Here is an 18,031-nt window from a genome sequence, read left to right as displayed (position 1 = left end):
CACATATGAAATATTAAGAATAATTAAAATCGCATTTTAATAAATAGATGTATACATAACCCATTGAAAATATAATAATTTAACCCCTTTCCGAATAACAACTCTCTTTAAAAGAGAACATACTTCTTTGTTCTTCAACTTTCATTTTAAATGGATGTGAATATGAGTGACAAACACCACATATTAAACAGGACAACCCAATTACTGGGAAAGTTATTTCCCGTCCTGTTAGTTTTTACGCCAATAATAATCCATGCAGCAACCATTGATCAGTCGACTTCTGTCCCGCAAGATTTTTCCTCAGAATCTGAATATATCATTAATAAAAACGTCACGATTTCCTCTCTCGATAATGTTGCCGCAGTAACTGTTTCTGGTATGGACGTTACCTCTGTCACCAATAAAGGAAAAATCACCGCAAAAGCGGACGGACTTGATATTAATACTAACGCACAGCGTGTTGTGATTAACAACGAGGAGGGGGCAACTATTTCCTCAACAACCGCAAACGCAGTGAACATTCAATCCATGCAGGGCGAACTCAATAACAATGGAAGTATCATTGGTTTTGAAAATGGTATTTATATTGATGAAGAGTCCTCAGCAGTAAATATTTCAAACAGCGCAACAGGCCTTATTGAAGGCAAGACGGGTATGCTGGTGAATATCGGCACGCCAATTAACAACGAGGGTTCTATCAAAGGCACTCAAAATGATGGAATTGCCCTAAGTGACGGAAACTCGAAAATTATCAATAGTGGTATTATTGATGGTTATCAGAATGGTATTAACGTCATGGGCTCATCCAAAATTGAGATCATTAATACTGGTTCAATTGGCGGCGGTAGTACTGCAATCCTGTTCGCCAGCAACAAACATAATACACTGACGCTTAATACAGGATCGTCACTGTCAGGTGATGTCATTTCTACCCTCTCAAAAGGGAACATCCTAAGGCTGGTGGGAACCGGCGCCGAGGACAGCAATTTTATTGGGCTAAACGAAGGTGACGGTTTCGCTTCTCTTGCTATGGACGGGGAAGACTGGACGCTCACTGGTGATGTCGACATTATCGGCACGGGTGATTCACTGCAGGTCAATAGCGGCAATCTGACCCTGGCTGGAACCGTCGCAAATGCGGGGAACACGCTGGTCGCTGAAAATGCGGCTCTGCAATTGGGTAATGGCGAAAGCGTCGCAAACCTGAGTGGGGGACTCACGAATAACGGCTCGGTTATCTTCAACCAGGGTGATAATTTCACCTTCACCACTAACATGACCGGCAGCGGGAGTGTTGAAAAAAGGGATTCGCATACGCTGACGTTGACCGGTAACAACAGCTATAGCGGTGATACTACCCTGTATAGCGGCACCACGCTGGTCGCGTCCGGTGCGACCCTGGGCGTTGAAAACAGTCATGCCACGGTGACCGTGCAGAGCGGAGCCAGGTTTGCTACGGCCGGGACGGTATACGATAACATCACTATTCTTAGCGGCGGCACGCTGGCTGCATGGAATGCCATTCAGGGCAACCCGACATTGCGCAACTCGGGCGCGGATACCATCAACGGCAACGTGACCAACAGCGGTACGCTTTTACTGAGCGCAGCGGATAATTCAGTCGGCAATGACTTTACCATCAATGGAGATTATACCGGCACTGCGGGGAGCCAAATCGTATTGAACAGCACGCTGGGCGCGGATGATGCACCTACCGATCATCTTACGATTACGGGCAGCAGCTTTGGGCAGTCAGGCGTTACTGTCTCCAATATGGGTGGGTTAGGCGCTCAAACGGTCAATGGCATGGAAATTGTCAGCGTGAGTGGAAGCTCTGAAGCTCAGCTGACGCTTGCCAAACCCGTCGTTGCCGGCGCGTGGGAATATAATCTTTATCAACACAGTAATGGCAACTGGTATCTGGAATCGAAGGCTTCACCCTCCGACGATCCGGCTGACGATCCCGATAACGGAGATAACGGAGATAACGGTGATAACGGTGGCAATGGTGACAACGGCGACAATGGTGGCAACGGTGACAACGGCGGCAACGGTGACAACGGCGGCAATGGTGACAATGGCGGTAACGGAGACAACGGCGGTAATGGCAGCAACAATAACCCTGAAGTCATGGCTCCGGAAGTCGGCGCATATTTAGGCAACTACCTTGCTGCTCAAAGCATGTTCCTCCACAAGCGCGACGATCGCGATCAAATCACCTTCCGCAATGAAGATAACCTCAATACCTGGATGTACGTTAAGGGCCGCTATCATGAAAACGACGCAGGTGGCGACAGAGTCAATTATGACACCACCACTACCGTGCTTCAGATAGGCAGCGATTTCATGAGCAAGCCACTGGATAACGGTATCCTGCGGGCGGGCGGCATGTTTGGTGCGGGTCAGGCAAAAACCCACTCGGAGGCCAGACACAATGTGCGTGATGCGCAGGGTAAAGTCGACGGCTTCAATGCAGGTTTATACGCCACCTGGCAGGAAGATCAGAACTTACGCCTTGGCAGCTACATTGATACCTGGGCCGCCTATAGCTGGTACAACAATAAAGTGACCAGCAACCGTAATGACGAAGATTACGACAGTGAAGGTTTCGCTGCCTCTGTCGAAGTGGGTCATGCGTGGGTGATTGATTCAGAAAATGAGCGCACCTGGAAAATCGAGCCTCAGGCGCAGATCGTTTACAGCTACCTTGATCAGGAAAACCATACCGACCGTGACGGCGTCCGGGTGACAACCCTGGACAACGACGGTCTGTTTGGTCGTCTGGGCGTCAAATCAAGCTACTTCCAGCAGAAGGATGTCAAAGCCTGGCAGCCGTACGTTGCCGTGAACTGGCTGAAAGGCGCGGGTCAAAACGATCTGGCGTTTAACGGTGAAACTGTCAGCAACGACACGCCGGAAGACCGTGGCCAGCTAGAGCTGGGCGTTACCGGGAATTTGAACGAGACTACCACCGTTTCTCTGCGGGCCAGCGGCGAATGGGATGAAAACAGTTATGCTGCCTATGGCGGTCATATCCTGTTGAACCACCGCTGGTAAGCGTTCCGGAAAGGCTAAAAGCCGTGGCAAATGCCACGGCTTTTTTTATTAGTTATCCAGCTCGCCCATGGATTTCACCTGGTCACGGTTAATCTGCTCGGTTTGACCGGTTTCGGCGTTTTTGTACGACACCAGACCGGTATCGTCATCCACCTGCGGTTTGCCGTCGGTGACAATGGTTTTGCCATCGGTCGTTTTTACAGCCTGGTTGGATGAACAGCCCGCAACGGTGAACAATGTTGTGGCAGACAGAAGAGACGCGATCAGTAATTTATTTTGCATGGTGTTTTCCCCTGCTCTCAGTTAAATTTCGTTATCGACCTAACAATTTTAGGCTAACTGACTGAATGCGGATGGAAAACCAGAAGGTTCTGAAGAGAGGGAGAGTGCCCGGCAACGCTACGCCGCCGGGCATGTGAACTTACTTATTAATCTGCGCGTGCATTTCCTGAACCGAAATCACCTTCTCGGTGGCATCCGCATTCAGCGCCATAGCCGTCGCGAAACCGCCGTTCAGGGTGGTGTCGTAGTGCACTTTATACTGCAGCGCGCTGCGGCGAATCAGCTTGGAGTCTTCAATCGCCTGGCGGCCCGCAGTGGTGTTGATGATGTAGGTATATTCGCCATTTTTGATGCGATCCTGAATGTGCGGACGACCTTCATGCACCTTGTTCACCAGACGCGGGTTGATACCGGCTTCACCCAGCACAATCGCCGTACCGTGAGTGGCATCCAGTTCGAAGCCCTGCTTAAGCAGCTTGGCAGCCAGGTCAACCACGCGCTCTTTATCGCCTTCGCGAACGGAGAGCAGCGCACGGCCAGATTTCTTCATGGTGGAGTTACTGCCCAGCTGCGCCTTCGCGAATGCTTCAGCAAAGGTGCGGCCCACGCCCATCACTTCCCCGGTAGAGCGCATCTCTGGCCCTAACAGCGGGTCAACGCCCGGGAATTTGTTGAATGGCAGCACCACTTCTTTCACCGAGTAGTACGGCGGAATGATCTCTTTGGTTACGCCCTGCTGAGCCAGCGTCTGGCCCGCCATCACGCGTGCCGCCACTTTCGCCAGCGGAATACCCGTGGCTTTGGAGACGAACGGGACGGTACGCGCCGCACGCGGGTTCACTTCAATCAGGTAGACTTCGTTGTCTTTCACCGCAAACTGAACGTTCATCAGACCACGAACCTGTAACTCGAAGGCCAGCTTCTGCACCTGCTGGCGCATCACGTCCTGAATTTCCTGACTCAGCGTGTACGCTGGCAGAGAACAGGCAGAGTCGCCGGAGTGTACGCCCGCCTGCTCGATGTGCTCCATGATGCCGCCAATCAGCACCATTTCGCCGTCGCAGATAGCGTCAACGTCCACTTCAACCGCATCGTCGAGGAAACGGTCGAGCAGAACTGGCGCATCGTTAGAAACGCTCACCGCCGTCTGGAAGTAGCGACGCAGGTCTGCTTCGTCATAGACGATTTCCATCGCGCGGCCGCCCAGTACGTAGGAAGGACGAACCACCAGCGGATAGCCAATCTCTTTCGCCTTCTCAACAGCCTGTTCAATGGCCGTTACGGTGGCGTTCGCCGGCTGCTTCAGCTTCAGACGATCAACCGCCTGCTGGAAACGCTCGCGGTCTTCCGCACGGTCAATCGCGTCCGGGCTGGTACCGATAACCGGTACGCCAGCGGCTTCCAGGGCACGCGCCAGCTTCAGCGGGGTCTGGCCACCGTACTGCACGATAACGCCTTTTGGCTTCTCGATACGCACGATTTCCAGCACGTCTTCCAGGGTAACGGGCTCGAAGTAGAGGCGATCAGAAGTGTCATAGTCGGTTGAGACCGTTTCCGGGTTACAGTTGACCATGATGGTCTCATAACCGTCTTCGCGCAGCGCCAGCGAAGCGTGCACGCAGCAGTAGTCAAACTCGATGCCCTGGCCGATACGGTTTGGACCACCGCCCAGCACCATAATCTTGTCGCGGTCAACGGACGGGTTCGCTTCGCACTCGTCTTCATAGGTGGAGTACATGTACGCGGTGTCGGTCGAGAATTCCGCCGCACAGGTATCCACACGCTTGTAGACCGGGTGCAGGTCATACTGGTCACGGAGCTTGCGGATTTCCGCTTCACGTACGCCCGCCAGTTTTGCCAGACGCGCATCGGCGAAGCCTTTACGCTTCAGCATGCGCAGGAAGTCCGCATCCAGACCGTTGATACCCAGCTCTGCTACTTTCTCTTCGAGACGTACCAGCTCTTCAATCTGCACCAGGAACCAGCGGTCAATGTTGGTCAGGTTGAATACGCCGTCGACGGAGAGGCCTGCACGGAAGGCATCGGCGATGTACCAGATACGCTCCGCGCCCGCGTCTTTCAGCTCGCGGCGGATTTTGGTCAGTGCTTCCGGGTCGTCCAGGCTCACTTTCGGATCGAATCCGGTCGCACCCACTTCCAGGCCGCGCAGCGCTTTCTGCAGGGACTCCTGCTGCGTGCGGCCAATCGCCATCACTTCACCGACAGATTTCATCTGGGTGGTCAGACGGTCGTTCGCGCCGGCGAATTTCTCGAAGTTGAAGCGAGGAATTTTGGTCACAACGTAGTCGATGGACGGTTCGAAGGACGCAGGCGTACGGCCACCGGTGATGTCGTTCATCAGCTCATCAAGGGTATACCCCACCGCCAGCTTCGCTGCTACTTTGGCAATCGGGAAGCCGGTTGCTTTGGAGGCCAGCGCGGAAGAACGGGACACCCGCGGGTTCATTTCGATAACGATCAGACGGCCGGTTTTCGGGTTCACAGAGAACTGCACGTTTGAGCCGCCGGTTTCCACGCCGATTTCACGCAGTACCGCCATCGAGGCGTTACGCATGATCTGATACTCTTTATCGGTCAGCGTCTGGGCTGGCGCAACGGTGATGGAGTCACCGGTGTGGATCCCCATCGCATCGAAGTTTTCGATGGAGCAGACGATGATGCAGTTGTCGTTTTTATCACGCACCACTTCCATCTCGTACTCTTTCCAGCCAATCAGCGATTCATCAATCAGCAGCTCTTTGGTTGGAGAGAGATCCAGACCGCGTTCGCAAATCTCTTCGAACTCTTCGCGGTTGTAGGCGATACCGCCGCCGGTGCCACCCATGGTGAAGGATGGACGGATGATGCACGGATAACCCACTTCAGCCGCGACGGCCAGCGCCTCTTCCATATTGTGAGCAATACCGGAACGCGCGGTGTCGAGGCCGATTTTCTTCATCGCCACGTCGAAACGGCGACGATCTTCAGCTTTATCAATCGCGTCGGCGGTCGCGCCAATCATGGTTACACCGAACTCGGCCAGCACGCCCTGACGCTCCAGCTCCAGCGCACAGTTCAGCGCCGTCTGGCCACCCATGGTTGGCAGCACCGCATCCGGGCGCTCTTTTTCAATAATTTTACGTACCACTTCCCAGTGAATCGGCTCGATGTAGGTTGCATCCGCCATTTCCGGGTCGGTCATGATGGTAGCCGGGTTCGAGTTCACCAGGATAACGCGGTAACCCTCTTCACGCAGGGCTTTACATGCCTGCGCACCGGAGTAGTCGAATTCGCAGGCCTGGCCGATGACGATCGGGCCAGCGCCAAGGATCAGGATGCTTTTTATGTCTGTACGTTTTGGCATTGTCTTCTCGGCTCCTGATTATTTAGCGGTCTTACGGTATTGCTCGATAAGTTCGATGAAGTGATCGAACAGCGGCGCGGCATCGTGTGGGCCCGGACTGGCTTCCGGGTGGCCCTGGAAGCTGAACGCTGGCTTATCGGTGCGATGGATACCCTGCAGGGTGCCATCGAACAGTGACTTATGGGTCACGCGCAGGTTAGCCGGCATCGACGCTTCATCGACGGCGAAACCGTGGTTCTGCGCGGTAATCATCACCGTGTTGTTATCAATGTCTTTCACCGGGTGGTTACCACCGTGGTGGCCGAACTTCATCTTGATGGTGTTCGCACCGCTCGCCAGCGCCAGCAGCTGATGGCCGAGGCAGATACCGAATACCGGGATGTCTGTTTCCAGGAAGGACTTAATGGCATTGATGGCGTAGTCACAAGGTGCCGGGTCGCCAGGGCCGTTAGAGAGGAAGATGCCGTCCGTATTCATTTTCAGCACCTCTTCAGCGGACGTTTTCGCCGGCACCACCGTCAGGCGGCAGCCGCGGTCAACCAGCATGCGCAGGATGTTGCGCTTGGCGCCGAAATCGTAAGCCACCACGTGGAACGGCAGCTCGCTCTCTTTTTTCGCTTCCGGCAGGTCGCCTTCAAGCGTCCAGCTCCCCTGCGTCCAGCTGTAGGCTTCAGCTGTGGTCACTTCTTTTGCCAGGTCCATGCCGTTCAGGCCCGGGAAGGCTTTCGCTTTTTCCAGCGCCAGAGCCGCATCCAGGTTATCCCCTGCGATGATGCAGCCGTTTTGTGCACCCTTCTCGCGCAGCAGACGCGTTAACTTACGGGTATCAATATCGGCAATCGCCACGATGTTATGGCGCTTCAGGTAAGAAGAGAGGTCTTCAGTGTTGCGGAAGTTGCTGGCAATCAGCGGCAGGTCACGAATGACCAGACCTTGCGCATGTACCTGAGAGGACTCTTCGTCAGCCGCATTGGTGCCGACATTGCCGATATGAGGATAAGTAAGAGTAACGATTTGGCGAGAATAGGAAGGATCAGTGAGGATTTCTTGATAACCGGTCATTGAAGTATTGAAAACGACTTCCCCAACCGCCGAACCCGTTGCCCCTATGGCCCGACCGATAAACTGGGTTCCGTCTTCCAGAACCAATAGCGCTGACTTAATCAAAACACCCTCCAGAGAATATTCACTCACTTTATTTGCATATTAATTCATAACCATGTCATGGATCAATGCAAATGTGTTGCCAGCGGATTTTTGGCAAACGGCGGCATTCTGGAGATTTGGTCGGTAAAAGTCAACTTAAAACGGATATTTTGTTTACTCTTTTGCAGGCCTGAAAGGCGGAATGCAACTTAAGCGACAAAAAGATCAGGTAAATCACTGCAGAAAACGCTTGCGCGGCTGGTTTAATAAAAAATCACGAGATGGAACATGATAAAGTGGACCAAATGGTCAAAATTTACATTTTAGCAACGAAAAATCAGAACAATAGACAGATTTTTAGAGCCTTAAGGGAGAAAATAAAATGTAACAGCAAAAATAAAAGGGCAATAAAATATTGCCCTATGCAATCAATGAATTACGACTGCAATAACCACATCACGATGGGTAATAATGTTTACAGATTATTGAGATCCAGGACATCTTTCATATCAAAAAGTCCCTTTTCTTTGTTTTTTAGCCACAAAGCGGAGCGTACGGCACCATTGGCAAACGTCATTCGGCTGGAAGCTTTATGCGTAATTTCTACACGTTCGCCAATATCGGCGAACATCGCGGTGTGTTCGCCGACGATGTCACCCGCACGGACCGTGGCGAAGCCAATAGTGCCAGGCACGCGTTCACCGGTGTGGCCTTCGCGGGTATAGACCGCGCAGTCTTTTAAATCTTTATCAAGTGCATGGGCGATCGCTTCACCCATCGCCAGCGCCGTGCCTGATGGCGCATCCACTTTATAGCGGTGGTGAGCTTCAACGATCTCAATGTCGGTGTAGTCACCCATGACTTTCGCAGCCTTCTCCAGCAGCTTAAGCATGACGTTAACGCCCACGCTAAAGTTTGCGGCGAAGACAATCGCAATCTCTTTTGATGCATCCTGGATAGCCTGCTTACCCGCATCGTCAAAACCGGTGGTGCCGATCACCATCCCCTTGCCGTGCTGACGGCAAAACGCCAGATGCGTGAGCGTCCCTTCCGGGCGGGTAAAATCGATAAAGACATCGAAGTCATCTTTTACCGCATCCAGACTGCTTTGTACGGTGACGCCCGTCCTGCCCGCGCCCGCCAGCTCGCCAGCGTCGGTCCCCAGAAGCGATGAACCGTCACGCTCCAGCGCTGCGCCAAGGGCGACGCCCTCCATCTGAAGTGCCACCTGAATCAGCTGACGACCCATACGTCCACCCGCGCCCGCAATGGCGACACGGATCTGTGCATCATGCATAGTTATTCTCTTACGTTAAAATGATGTAAACCGTTTTCAGATTAACCAGCCTTTCTGAGCACTGCCAACTGAAAACACCAATAATTAGAATTTAACGTGAAACCGACTTAAATATCAGTAAAAGACATGATTTTGTCGTCACGATAAAGTAACGGGTAAAAAAAAGGCCAGCACAGGAGGTGCTGGCCTTTCATCAGAAAAGGGATTATTCGACTTCCCGGGCATCGATTCTCAGTTCTTTCGGGACTTCGAAAACAATGTTCTCTTCACGTCCTTCCAGCGGCACCGCTTCGCCACCGCCCAACTCCTGCAGACGGGCAATGACGTTCTGTACCAAAATATCCGGCGCAGATGCGCCGGCCGTCACGCCGACACAGGTCGCGTTTTTAACCCACGCTTCCTGAATATCCGTCGCGTCATCAATCAGGAAAGCCGTTTTCCCCATCCGTTGCGCCAGTTCGGCCAGACGGTTTGAGTTAGAGGAGTTTTTCGAGCCGACCACCAGCACCACATCCGCCTGTTCAGCCAGGGCACGCACCGCTTCCTGACGGTTCGTGGTCGCGTAGCAGATGTCATCCTTACGCGGACCGACGATCTTCGGGAAACGCTGGCGCAGGGCGTCAATCACGTCAGAGGTATCGTCGACAGAGAGTGTTGTCTGGGTCATGAACGACAAACGGGCTTCATTTTTCACGTTCAGCGTAAGCACATCTTCTGGCGATTCAACCAGATACATGCCCCCTTCCGGGTTACTGTACTGGCCCATGGTGCCTTCGACTTCCGGGTGACCCGCATGGCCAATCAGAATCGACTCTTCACCACGACGGCTGGCACGTGCCACTTCCATATGCACTTTCGTGACCAACGGACAGGTAGCGTCAAACACCGTCAAATCGCGGCTTTTCGCTTCGTTACGTACTGCCTGAGAGACACCATGCGCAGAGAAAATCAGGATGGCACCGTCCGGCACTTCGCTGATTTGCTCGATAAAAATAGCACCGCGCTCGCGCAGACTGTCGACCACGTAACGGTTGTGCACCACTTCGTGACGCACGTAAATCGGCGCGCCGTAAATCTCCAGCGCGTTTTCAACAATGCTGATAGCGCGGTCTACACCGGCGCAGAAGCCGCGCGGGTTAGCCAACAGGATCTGCATTTCAGGCCTCCAGTACCGGATCAATCTCCAGCACTTCAATATCAAAATGGACAGTGCGCCCGGCAAGCGGATGGTTGAAGTCAACGGTAATAGAGTCGCCGTTAATTTCGCGGATCACGCCAGGCATTTCGCTGCCGTCCATAGCGGTAAAGAGCATAATCGCCCCGATTTCAGGTTCACCCGCGTCCATAAACTCACGACGGGAGAAGTACTGGATCAAATCCGGGCTTGGCACGCCAAACGCCGCATCCGGCTCAAGCGAAAAGGCTTTTTTCTCCCCCTCTTTCAGGCCCAGAAGCTGCTGTTCAAGTCCTTCAGACAGGGAGGTATCGCCCAGACGAAACAGGGCCGGTTTGCCATTATTGCGGGTGGATTCAGCCGTGGAGCCGTCATCCAGTTTCAGCGTGAAGTGAACGAGAACCGCGCTGTTGCTTTGTACGGATTTAGACATGCACATTGCTCTTTATGTTGTCTCGCCTGTGTGCCGGGTGGCGCTTCGCTTACCCGGCCTACAGGTGTCGGCATATTCGGTAGGCCGGGATCGCTACGCGTCACCCGGCTGGTTTTGTTACGCCTGCTCTTTCTCGGTCGGTTTCGGTAAGAAACCTTCCAGCACGATTAACGCCGCACCGATACAAATTGCGCTGTCGGCGAGGTTAAAGGTCGCGAAGTGCCAGTCGCCGACGTAGAAGTCGATCATATCGACCACAAAGCCGTGCCACAGGCGGTCAAACAGGTTACCTAACGCGCCGCCAATAATCAGCGCGTAGGCGATGTTGTTCAGCTTTTGCGTCGCTTTCGAACGGTACATCAGCAGCGTTAGCACCACACAGATACCGATTGCAATACCTGCAAAGAACCAGCGCTGCCAGCCACCGCTGTCAGCAAGGAAACTAAACGCCGCACCATAGTTACGTGCGTAGTGCAGGTTAAGCGACGGGAACAGCGAAACCGTATCCCCCAGCGCAAAATTCTGGAGGATCAGGAATTTGCTGCCCAGATCAATAATCAGCACCACCACAACCAGCCATAGCCAGCGCAGTCCCGTTGAACAGAGAGTTTTACTCATCAGGCAAACTTACGTTTTTCGCCGTCACCGGCGACGTTGCTTACACAGCGTCCGCAGATGTCTGCGTGTTCCGCCACCTGGCCAACATCGGTAGTGTAATGCCAGCAACGCGGGCATTTCTCACCGTCGGCTTTGCTCAGCGCGACTTTCAGTCCCTTGAGCAGTTCGCTCTGCTGAGCATCAGCAGTAGCTTCGGCATAATCCGCAACTTGCGCGCCTGAGGTCAACAGGACAAATCGCAATTCATCGCCCAGCGCCGTCAGTTTCGCCGCCAGCTCAGGTTCGGCGTACAGGGTCACTGCCGCTTCCAGAGAGCCACCGACTTTCTTGTCAGCACGCGCCTGCTCAATCACCTTGTTGACTTCACCACGCACTTTCAGCAGCTCGTCCCAGAAGGCATCGTTCATCGCTTCGGTGCTGGAGAGGTCGAACAGACCTTCGTACCACTCGCCGGTGAAGACATACTTCTCACGGTCGCCTGGCAGATAACCCCAGATTTCATCCGCGGTGAAGGACATGATCGGTGCCATCCAGCGCACCAGCGCTTCTGCGATGTGGAACAACGCGGTCTGGCAGCTACGACGCGCCACGCTGTCCGCTTTCGCGGTGTACTGACGGTCTTTGATGATGTCGAGGTAGAACGAACCCATCTCGATGGAGCAGAAGCGCATCAGGCGCTGCACCACTTCATGGAAGTCGTAAGATTCATAGGCTTTCAGGATATCTTCCTGCGCCGCTTTCGCGCAGCCTACCGCCCAGCGGTCCAGCACCACCATCTCTTCCGGTTTCACCATGTCTTTAGCCGGATCAAACCCGTTCAGGTTCGCCAGCAGGAAGCGCGCGGTGTTACGGATACGACGATAGCTGTCGGCGGCACGTTTCAGGATCTCGTCAGACACCGCCATTTCGCCGGTGTAGTCGGTGGAAGCCACCCACAGACGCAGAATGTCTGCGCCCAGCTTGTTCATCACATCCTGCGGAGACACGGTGTTGCCGATAGATTTGGACATCTTACGGCCCTGACCATCCACGGTGAAGCCGTGGGTGAGTACCTGACGGTAAGGCGCTTTTCCTTTCATGGCGGTGGAGATCATCAGGGATGACATGAACCAGCCACGGTGTTGGTCAGAACCTTCCAGATACATATCGGCGGCGTGACCGGCAAACTCAGGACGCACGTCAACCACGGAAGAGTGAGTGGATCCGGAGTCGAACCATACATCCAGGGTATCCGGCACTTTCTCGTAGTTGTCTGCGTCAGCGCCCAGGATGTCGCGGGCGTCGAGGTCCCACCATGCCTGAATGCCGTCAACTTCGACGCGCTTCGCCACTTCTTCCATCAGTTCCAGGGTGTTCGGATGCAGTTCCTGCGTCTCTTTATGCACGAACAGCGACATCGGCACGCCCCAGGTACGCTGACGGGAGATACACCAGTCAGGGCGGTTAGCAACCATGGATTCGATACGCGCCTGGCCCCAGTCGGGGATCCACTGCACGCCTTTGATCTCTTTCAGAGACTGCGCGCGCAGGCCTTTCTGATCCATGCTGATGAACCATTGTGGGGTCGCACGGAAGATGATCGGCGTCTTGTGACGCCAGCAGCACGGATAGCTGTGCTGCATTTTCTCAACGTGCAACAGCGCGCCGCTGGTGCGCAGCATATCAACGATAATGTCGTTAGCTTTAAAGACGTTGATACCGTCCAGCGCCGGGTAAGTGCCAGGCAGGTAAGAACCATCCGGGCCCACCGGGTTAGCGATTTCCAGACCGTATTTCAGGCTGATGTTGTAGTCGTCAGGACCGTGGCCACCGGCGGTATGGACCGCACCGGTACCGGCTTCCAGCGTGACGTGGTCGCCCAGGATCGCTGGCACATCAAAGTCCAGGAACGGGTGTTTAAAGCGCATCAGCTCAAGCGCGTCGCCTTTCACGGTGCCCAGCACGGTGTAGTCGGTGATATTCGCGCGTTTCAGCACGCTCTCAACCAGATCTTTTGCCAGGATAACCGCCTGACCGTCAACCTGCACCAGCGCGTAGTCGAACTCACCGGACAGGGAGATCGCACGGTTTGCTGGCAGGGTCCACGGGGTAGTGGTCCAGATCACCAGTGAAATAGGGCCATTAACGGAGGAGACGCCAAATTTGGCTTTCACCGCATCCTGATCAACGGCGTGGAACGCCACGTCGATAGACGGAGAGGTTTTGTCGTAATACTCCACTTCCGCTTCTGCCAGCGCAGAACGGCAATCCACACACCAGTGTACAGGCTTAGCGCCTTTGTGCAGGTGGCCATTACCGATGATTTTGCCCAGCGCACGGATGATGTTGGCTTCGGTTTTGAAGTCCATGGTCAGGTACGGGTGCGACCAGTCGCCCAGCACGCCCAGACGGATGAAATCCGCGCGCTGACCTTCAACCTGCGTAGCGGCGTATTCGCGGCATTTCGCACGGAACTCAGCGGCGGTGAATTTCTCACCAGGCTTACCGAATTCCTGCTCCACTTTCAGTTCGATTGGCAGACCGTGGCAGTCCCAGCCCGGAACGTATGGCGAGTCATATCCCGCGAGGCCTTTCGACTTCACGATAATGTCTTTCAGAATCTTGTTAACCGAGTGACCAATATGAATGCTGCCATTCGCATAGGGAGGGCCATCATGCAGAATGAAGGTTTTTTTGCCTTTTTTGGCTGCACGAATGATGCCGTACAGGTCATCATCAGTCCAACGCGCCAGCATTCCCGGTTCACGCTTGGCGAGATCGCCGCGCATCGGGAACCCTGTTTCCGGCAAATTCAGGGTTGATTTATAGTCACTCATCAGATTCTCGGTTCCGTATTTATCACGTAGGCAGTTAAGCCGGTTCTAAAGCCCAAAAAACTCGCGGGCCGTCAATTCATCTCGCGCAATTTGCGCTTTGAGTTCATCCAGCGAACCAAATCGCTGCTCGTTGCGTATTTTTTTACGCAGTATCACATCTATATGGCGACCATAAAGGTCCATTACAACGTCCAGCAGGTGCACTTCCAGCTGTTGACGCACACCGGCGACGGTCGGACGTGTGCCAATGTTGGCAACACCGTAAAACGGCTTATCGCCCAGTCCTGCCACTTCCACCGCATAGACCCCTTTGACCGGGGAAACCTGACGGCGTAGCGGTATATTCGCCGTCGGGAAACCAATGGTACGTCCGAGCGCATCGCCATGGACGACGCGACCGGAGATAGTGAACGGATGCCCAAGCAGGGTTTCTGCCGTCCCCAGTTCATCATCGGCCAGCGCCTGACGTACCGCCGTGCTGCTGACGCGAACGCCGCCTTCACAGAAGGTCATCGCACTGGTGACGTCAAAACCGTACTCCAGACCAGCCTTCTGTAATAGCAAGAAATCGCCCTGACGACCAGCGCCAAAGCGGAAATCATCCCCCACGGCCAGAAACTGCACGCCAAGACGTTCAACCAGCAGGTCGCTGACGAAATTTTGTGCTGTCAGCGCGGCAAAGCGACGATCGAAACGTACGCACAAAACGTAGTCCACGCCGGACTCGGCCAGATAGCGCAACTTCTCGCGCAGGCGAGTGAGACGGGCGGGAGATTTATCGCCCGCAAACAGCTCCAGCGGCTGTGGTTCGAAAATCATCACTACTACGGGCAGGCCACGGGCCTCCCCTTCTTTACGCAATCCCTGCAACAGCGCCTGATGACCACGATGCACGCCGTCGAAATTACCAATGGTCAGCACGCACCCGTGCGGTGCTCTGCTGAGATTATGTATGCCGCGTATCAGCTTCATGTCTGGCTCAAAACAGTGAAAATCGCCAAAGTATACCTTGTACAGCGGTCAAGGTTAACCGGCGATTGTTCGCACAAAACAGAAAGCCGTAATGATTTCATCAGGCTGACCTTTCACAGCGAAAAAATCTGCTCCTGAACTGCGATTTTTATGCCGAAAGGCTGTATTCAGAGAAGACAAGCTGGTAGAATCCTGCGCCATCACTACGTAACGTAGCGTCGCTAATTAACGGCGCTTATTTGCACAAATCCATTGACAAAAGAAGGCAAAGAGGGCATATTCCTCGGCCTTTGAATTGTCCACATAGATCATATTTGGGAGTTGGACTTGGCTAATATCAAATCAGCTAAGAAACGTGCCGTTCAGTCTGAAAAGGCTCGTAAGCACAACGCAAGCCGTCGCTCTATGATGCGTACTTTCATCAAGAAAGTATACGCAGCAATCGAAGCTGGCGACAAAGCTGCAGCGCAGAACGCATTTAACGAAATGCAACCAATCGTGGATCGTCAGGCTGCTAAAGGTCTGATCCACAAAAACAAAGCAGCGCGTCATAAAGCAAACCTGACCGCGCAGATCAACAAACTGGCTTAATTGCCGCTTGTTGTTGCTTGTTTAAAGAACCCGCTTAACGCGGGTTTTTTTATGCCTTCAGATTGCCGGTGGCGTAAACAGCGCCGAGTAGTCGCGATTACAGATACGCTGCACCGCCGGGTGCTGAATCATCCTTTCGGCAAAAATCGCGTGATACTCTTCCATTACGTTATCGACCCGACCAATCTCCGTAATCTTGCTATCTGAATAAAGATCGTGCGCGTAGAGCGTCGGTGCAACGAAGATCGCATTGTGCGCTTCGCCAAAGGCTTTCATCAGCGCCGCATCGTCGAACTCACCGAGGATTTCGACATTCAGCCCCTGAGAGTTAAACCAGTTCAGCAGCTTGCGTCCCAGCATGGAACGTCTTCCTGGCACCAGCAAGCGACGCTCTTCCAGGCAAGCCGGGAAGGGTTTTTCCGGCGGCGGGTTAATACACCAGAAGCTCACGCCGCATTCACCAATCTTCACCGAAAACAGCCCTTCCTGCTGCGTGGAGTCGATCGGACAATCCGAGATGATCATGTCCAGCTTGTGCTGGCTCAGCTGTTCCAGCAGCATCTCGTGGGTGGATTCAAAACAGCGCAGATGGATTTGCTCATCTTCGACCACAGCCGCATCAAGCACGCCGCTCACCAGTCGTTTTGACAGCGCGTCCGCCACGCCAACATCAAAGAGCAGGTTCGACTCTTTGCGGTAGTTGACGATATCCAGCATCTCCTGGCTCAGGGTGAACATTTTATCCGCATAGCGGAAAACCAGCTCACCCAGCTCGCTGGGTTCAATTCCGCGTCCCTTACGCTTGAACAGCTTACCCTGCAGACGTTCTTCCAGCGCCTTGATCTGCCCGGTGATGGTTTGCGGCGTCAGGTAAAGCGCCTCTGCCGCCCCGACCACCGAGCCCTGTTTGTAGACATGCCAGAAGTAGTAAAGATGGTTGTAATTCAAATGAGACATCGCGTCTTCTCTCCCTGAGTGCCTGTCGGGAGAAGGTCACCCTCCTCCCGGTTTTCCGTTATGCCTGGACGGTCTGCCCGGACAACTTCACCTTCAACAAGGTGTAACCGATCACCGCGGCCAGTAATGACCCGATGAGAATGCCGAGTTTCGCCCAGACGATAAGCTCAGGTGCATGCGCACCAAACGCCAGCGTCGAGATAAAAATCGACATCGTAAAGCCTATCCCGCACAGCACGCCGACGGCCATGATCTGCGTAAACGTGGTGCCGTGCGGCAATGATGCCAGCTTAAGCTTCGTCGCCAGCCAGCAGAACAGGCTAATGCCCAGCGGCTTGCCGATAAACAACCCGGCGATGATACCCAGCGGCAGCACGGAGGTCAGCCCGTCCAGCGTCACGCCGCCAAGGGAAACTCCCGCGTTAGCAAATGCAAACAGAGGCAGGATCATAAAGGCGACCCAGGGGTGCAGCACATGCTCCAGCTGCTTCGCAGGTGATTTACCCTCCTGCGGTTTAAGCGGCACGAAGAAGCCGACGATCACTCCTGCCAGCGTGGCATGCACGCCCGATTTCAGCACCGCAGTCCACAGCACCATCCCTACGAGGATATAGATACCGATGCGACGAACATTCAAGATATTCAGCAGCGCCAGAACCGCAATCGCCCCTGCAGCCACACTCAAAGACAGGATCGACAGATCGCTTGTGTAAAACAGCGCGATAATCACAATTGCGCCCAGGTCGTCGATGATCGCCAGCGCCATCAGGAAGATTTTCAGGGCAACCGGAACGCGGCTTCCCAGTAAGGCCAGCACCCCGAGTGCAAAGGCGATATCCGTTGCCGCCGGGATCGCCCAGCCGTGACGTGCAACCGGATCCTGCCAGGTAAACGCGAGGAAGAGCAGCGCCGGAACCACCATCCCACCGAGCGCGGCAATGACCGGGAACGCCGCTCGCTGGCGACTGGCAAGCGAACCCAGTACCAGCTCCCGCTTAACCTCAAGCCCGACAAGCAGGAAGAACACCGCCATGAGCGCATCGTTGATCCACAGCAGCATGTTCTTGTGGATTTCCAGCGCCCCAACCTTCAGCTCGACGGGCGTTTCCAGAAAAGCATGATACAGATCGCGGGTAAATCCGACGTTTGCCAGCACCATCGCGGCGGCGGCAGCCAAAATCAGGATCACGCCCCCGGATGCTTCGCTACTAAAAAAACGGTGTAGTAATTTCACTTTAATTCTCTCTTATACAGCAATACCTCGATAAAACCATAATACCAAGCCTTATAGCTCGGCAAAAACAGATTAATATTGAGTATTGAT

Annotated in this window: 13 protein-coding genes; 2 read left to right on the top strand and 11 right to left on the bottom strand. The window is 54.0% G+C overall.

The features are described 5' to 3' along the window. Positions 1 to 162 precede the first annotated feature (162 nt). Positions 163 to 3,057: an autotransporter outer membrane beta-barrel domain-containing protein gene (locus EKN83_RS05665; RefSeq protein WP_126800490.1), complete on the top strand. Its 2,895-nt coding sequence runs from the start codon at positions 163 to 165 to the stop codon at positions 3,055 to 3,057. A gap of 48 nt (positions 3,058 to 3,105) precedes the next feature. On the opposite strand, the gene EKN83_RS05660 is transcribed toward EKN83_RS05665, so the two are convergent. The 9 genes from EKN83_RS05660 to ribF all read right to left on the bottom strand — a co-directional run bounded on the left by EKN83_RS05660 (position 3,106) and on the right by ribF (position 15,159). Then, complete coding sequence (locus tag EKN83_RS05660; RefSeq protein ID WP_025758026.1) at positions 3,106 to 3,339, bottom strand: YgdI/YgdR family lipoprotein; 234 nt, start codon at positions 3,337 to 3,339, stop codon at positions 3,106 to 3,108. A gap of 139 nt (positions 3,340 to 3,478) precedes the next feature. Further along, positions 3,479 to 6,703: a carbamoyl-phosphate synthase large subunit gene (gene carB, locus EKN83_RS05655; protein ID WP_025758027.1), complete on the bottom strand. Its 3,225-nt coding sequence runs from the start codon at positions 6,701 to 6,703 to the stop codon at positions 3,479 to 3,481. Between the two features lie 18 nt (positions 6,704 to 6,721). After that, entirely contained in the window at positions 6,722 to 7,870 is a 1,149-nt protein-coding gene (gene carA / locus EKN83_RS05650) for a glutamine-hydrolyzing carbamoyl-phosphate synthase small subunit (RefSeq protein WP_126800489.1), read from the bottom strand. A gap of 454 nt (positions 7,871 to 8,324) precedes the next feature. After that, positions 8,325 to 9,146 carry a 4-hydroxy-tetrahydrodipicolinate reductase gene (gene dapB, locus EKN83_RS05645; protein WP_126800488.1) on the bottom strand — a complete coding sequence of 274 codons (822 nt, stop codon included), beginning with the start codon at positions 9,144 to 9,146 and terminating at the stop codon, positions 8,325 to 8,327. Positions 9,147 to 9,351: 205 nt separating this feature from the next. Next, a complete protein-coding gene (ispH, locus tag EKN83_RS05640) occupies positions 9,352 to 10,302 on the bottom strand; it encodes a 4-hydroxy-3-methylbut-2-enyl diphosphate reductase (RefSeq protein WP_025758030.1) in 951 nt (316 codons plus the stop codon). Between the two features lies 1 nt (position 10,303). Further along, a complete protein-coding gene (gene fkpB / locus EKN83_RS05635) occupies positions 10,304 to 10,753 on the bottom strand; it encodes an FKBP-type peptidyl-prolyl cis-trans isomerase (protein WP_013095528.1) in 450 nt (149 codons plus the stop codon). Between the two features lie 117 nt (positions 10,754 to 10,870). After that, on the bottom strand, positions 10,871 to 11,371 hold the full coding sequence (lspA, locus tag EKN83_RS05630) for a signal peptidase II (protein ID WP_045284816.1): 501 nt from the start codon (positions 11,369 to 11,371) through the stop codon (positions 10,871 to 10,873). Next, positions 11,371 to 14,187, bottom strand: coding sequence for an isoleucine--tRNA ligase (gene ileS, locus EKN83_RS05625; protein ID WP_045284817.1), 2,817 nt, complete (start codon positions 14,185 to 14,187; stop codon positions 11,371 to 11,373). The genes lspA and ileS overlap by 1 nt, the downstream gene beginning before the upstream one ends. A gap of 45 nt (positions 14,188 to 14,232) precedes the next feature. Continuing rightward, positions 14,233 to 15,159 carry a bifunctional riboflavin kinase/FAD synthetase gene (ribF, locus tag EKN83_RS05620; RefSeq protein ID WP_025758033.1) on the bottom strand — a complete coding sequence of 309 codons (927 nt, stop codon included), beginning with the start codon at positions 15,157 to 15,159 and terminating at the stop codon, positions 14,233 to 14,235. 327 nt (positions 15,160 to 15,486) lie between these two features. Between ribF and rpsT the strand changes: the two genes are divergently transcribed. After that, on the top strand, positions 15,487 to 15,750 hold the full coding sequence (gene rpsT / locus EKN83_RS05605) for a 30S ribosomal protein S20 (protein ID WP_003856458.1): 264 nt from the start codon (positions 15,487 to 15,489) through the stop codon (positions 15,748 to 15,750). 57 nt (positions 15,751 to 15,807) lie between these two features. On the opposite strand, the gene nhaR is transcribed toward rpsT, so the two are convergent. Beyond that, positions 15,808 to 16,707, bottom strand: coding sequence for a transcriptional activator NhaR (nhaR, locus tag EKN83_RS05600; protein ID WP_045284818.1), 900 nt, complete (start codon positions 16,705 to 16,707; stop codon positions 15,808 to 15,810). A 58-nt stretch (positions 16,708 to 16,765) separates the two neighbouring features. Continuing rightward, entirely contained in the window at positions 16,766 to 17,941 is a 1,176-nt protein-coding gene (gene nhaA / locus EKN83_RS05595; RefSeq protein WP_045284819.1) for a Na+/H+ antiporter NhaA, read from the bottom strand. Positions 17,942 to 18,031: the final 90 nt, after the last annotated feature.

The organism is Enterobacter sp. WCHEn090032 (genome assembly GCF_003986875.1).
Taxonomy (GTDB): domain Bacteria; phylum Pseudomonadota; class Gammaproteobacteria; order Enterobacterales; family Enterobacteriaceae; genus Enterobacter; species Enterobacter sichuanensis.
The sequence above is the reverse complement of the archived record's forward strand: the minus strand, read 5'-3'. Positions and strand labels throughout refer to the sequence as shown.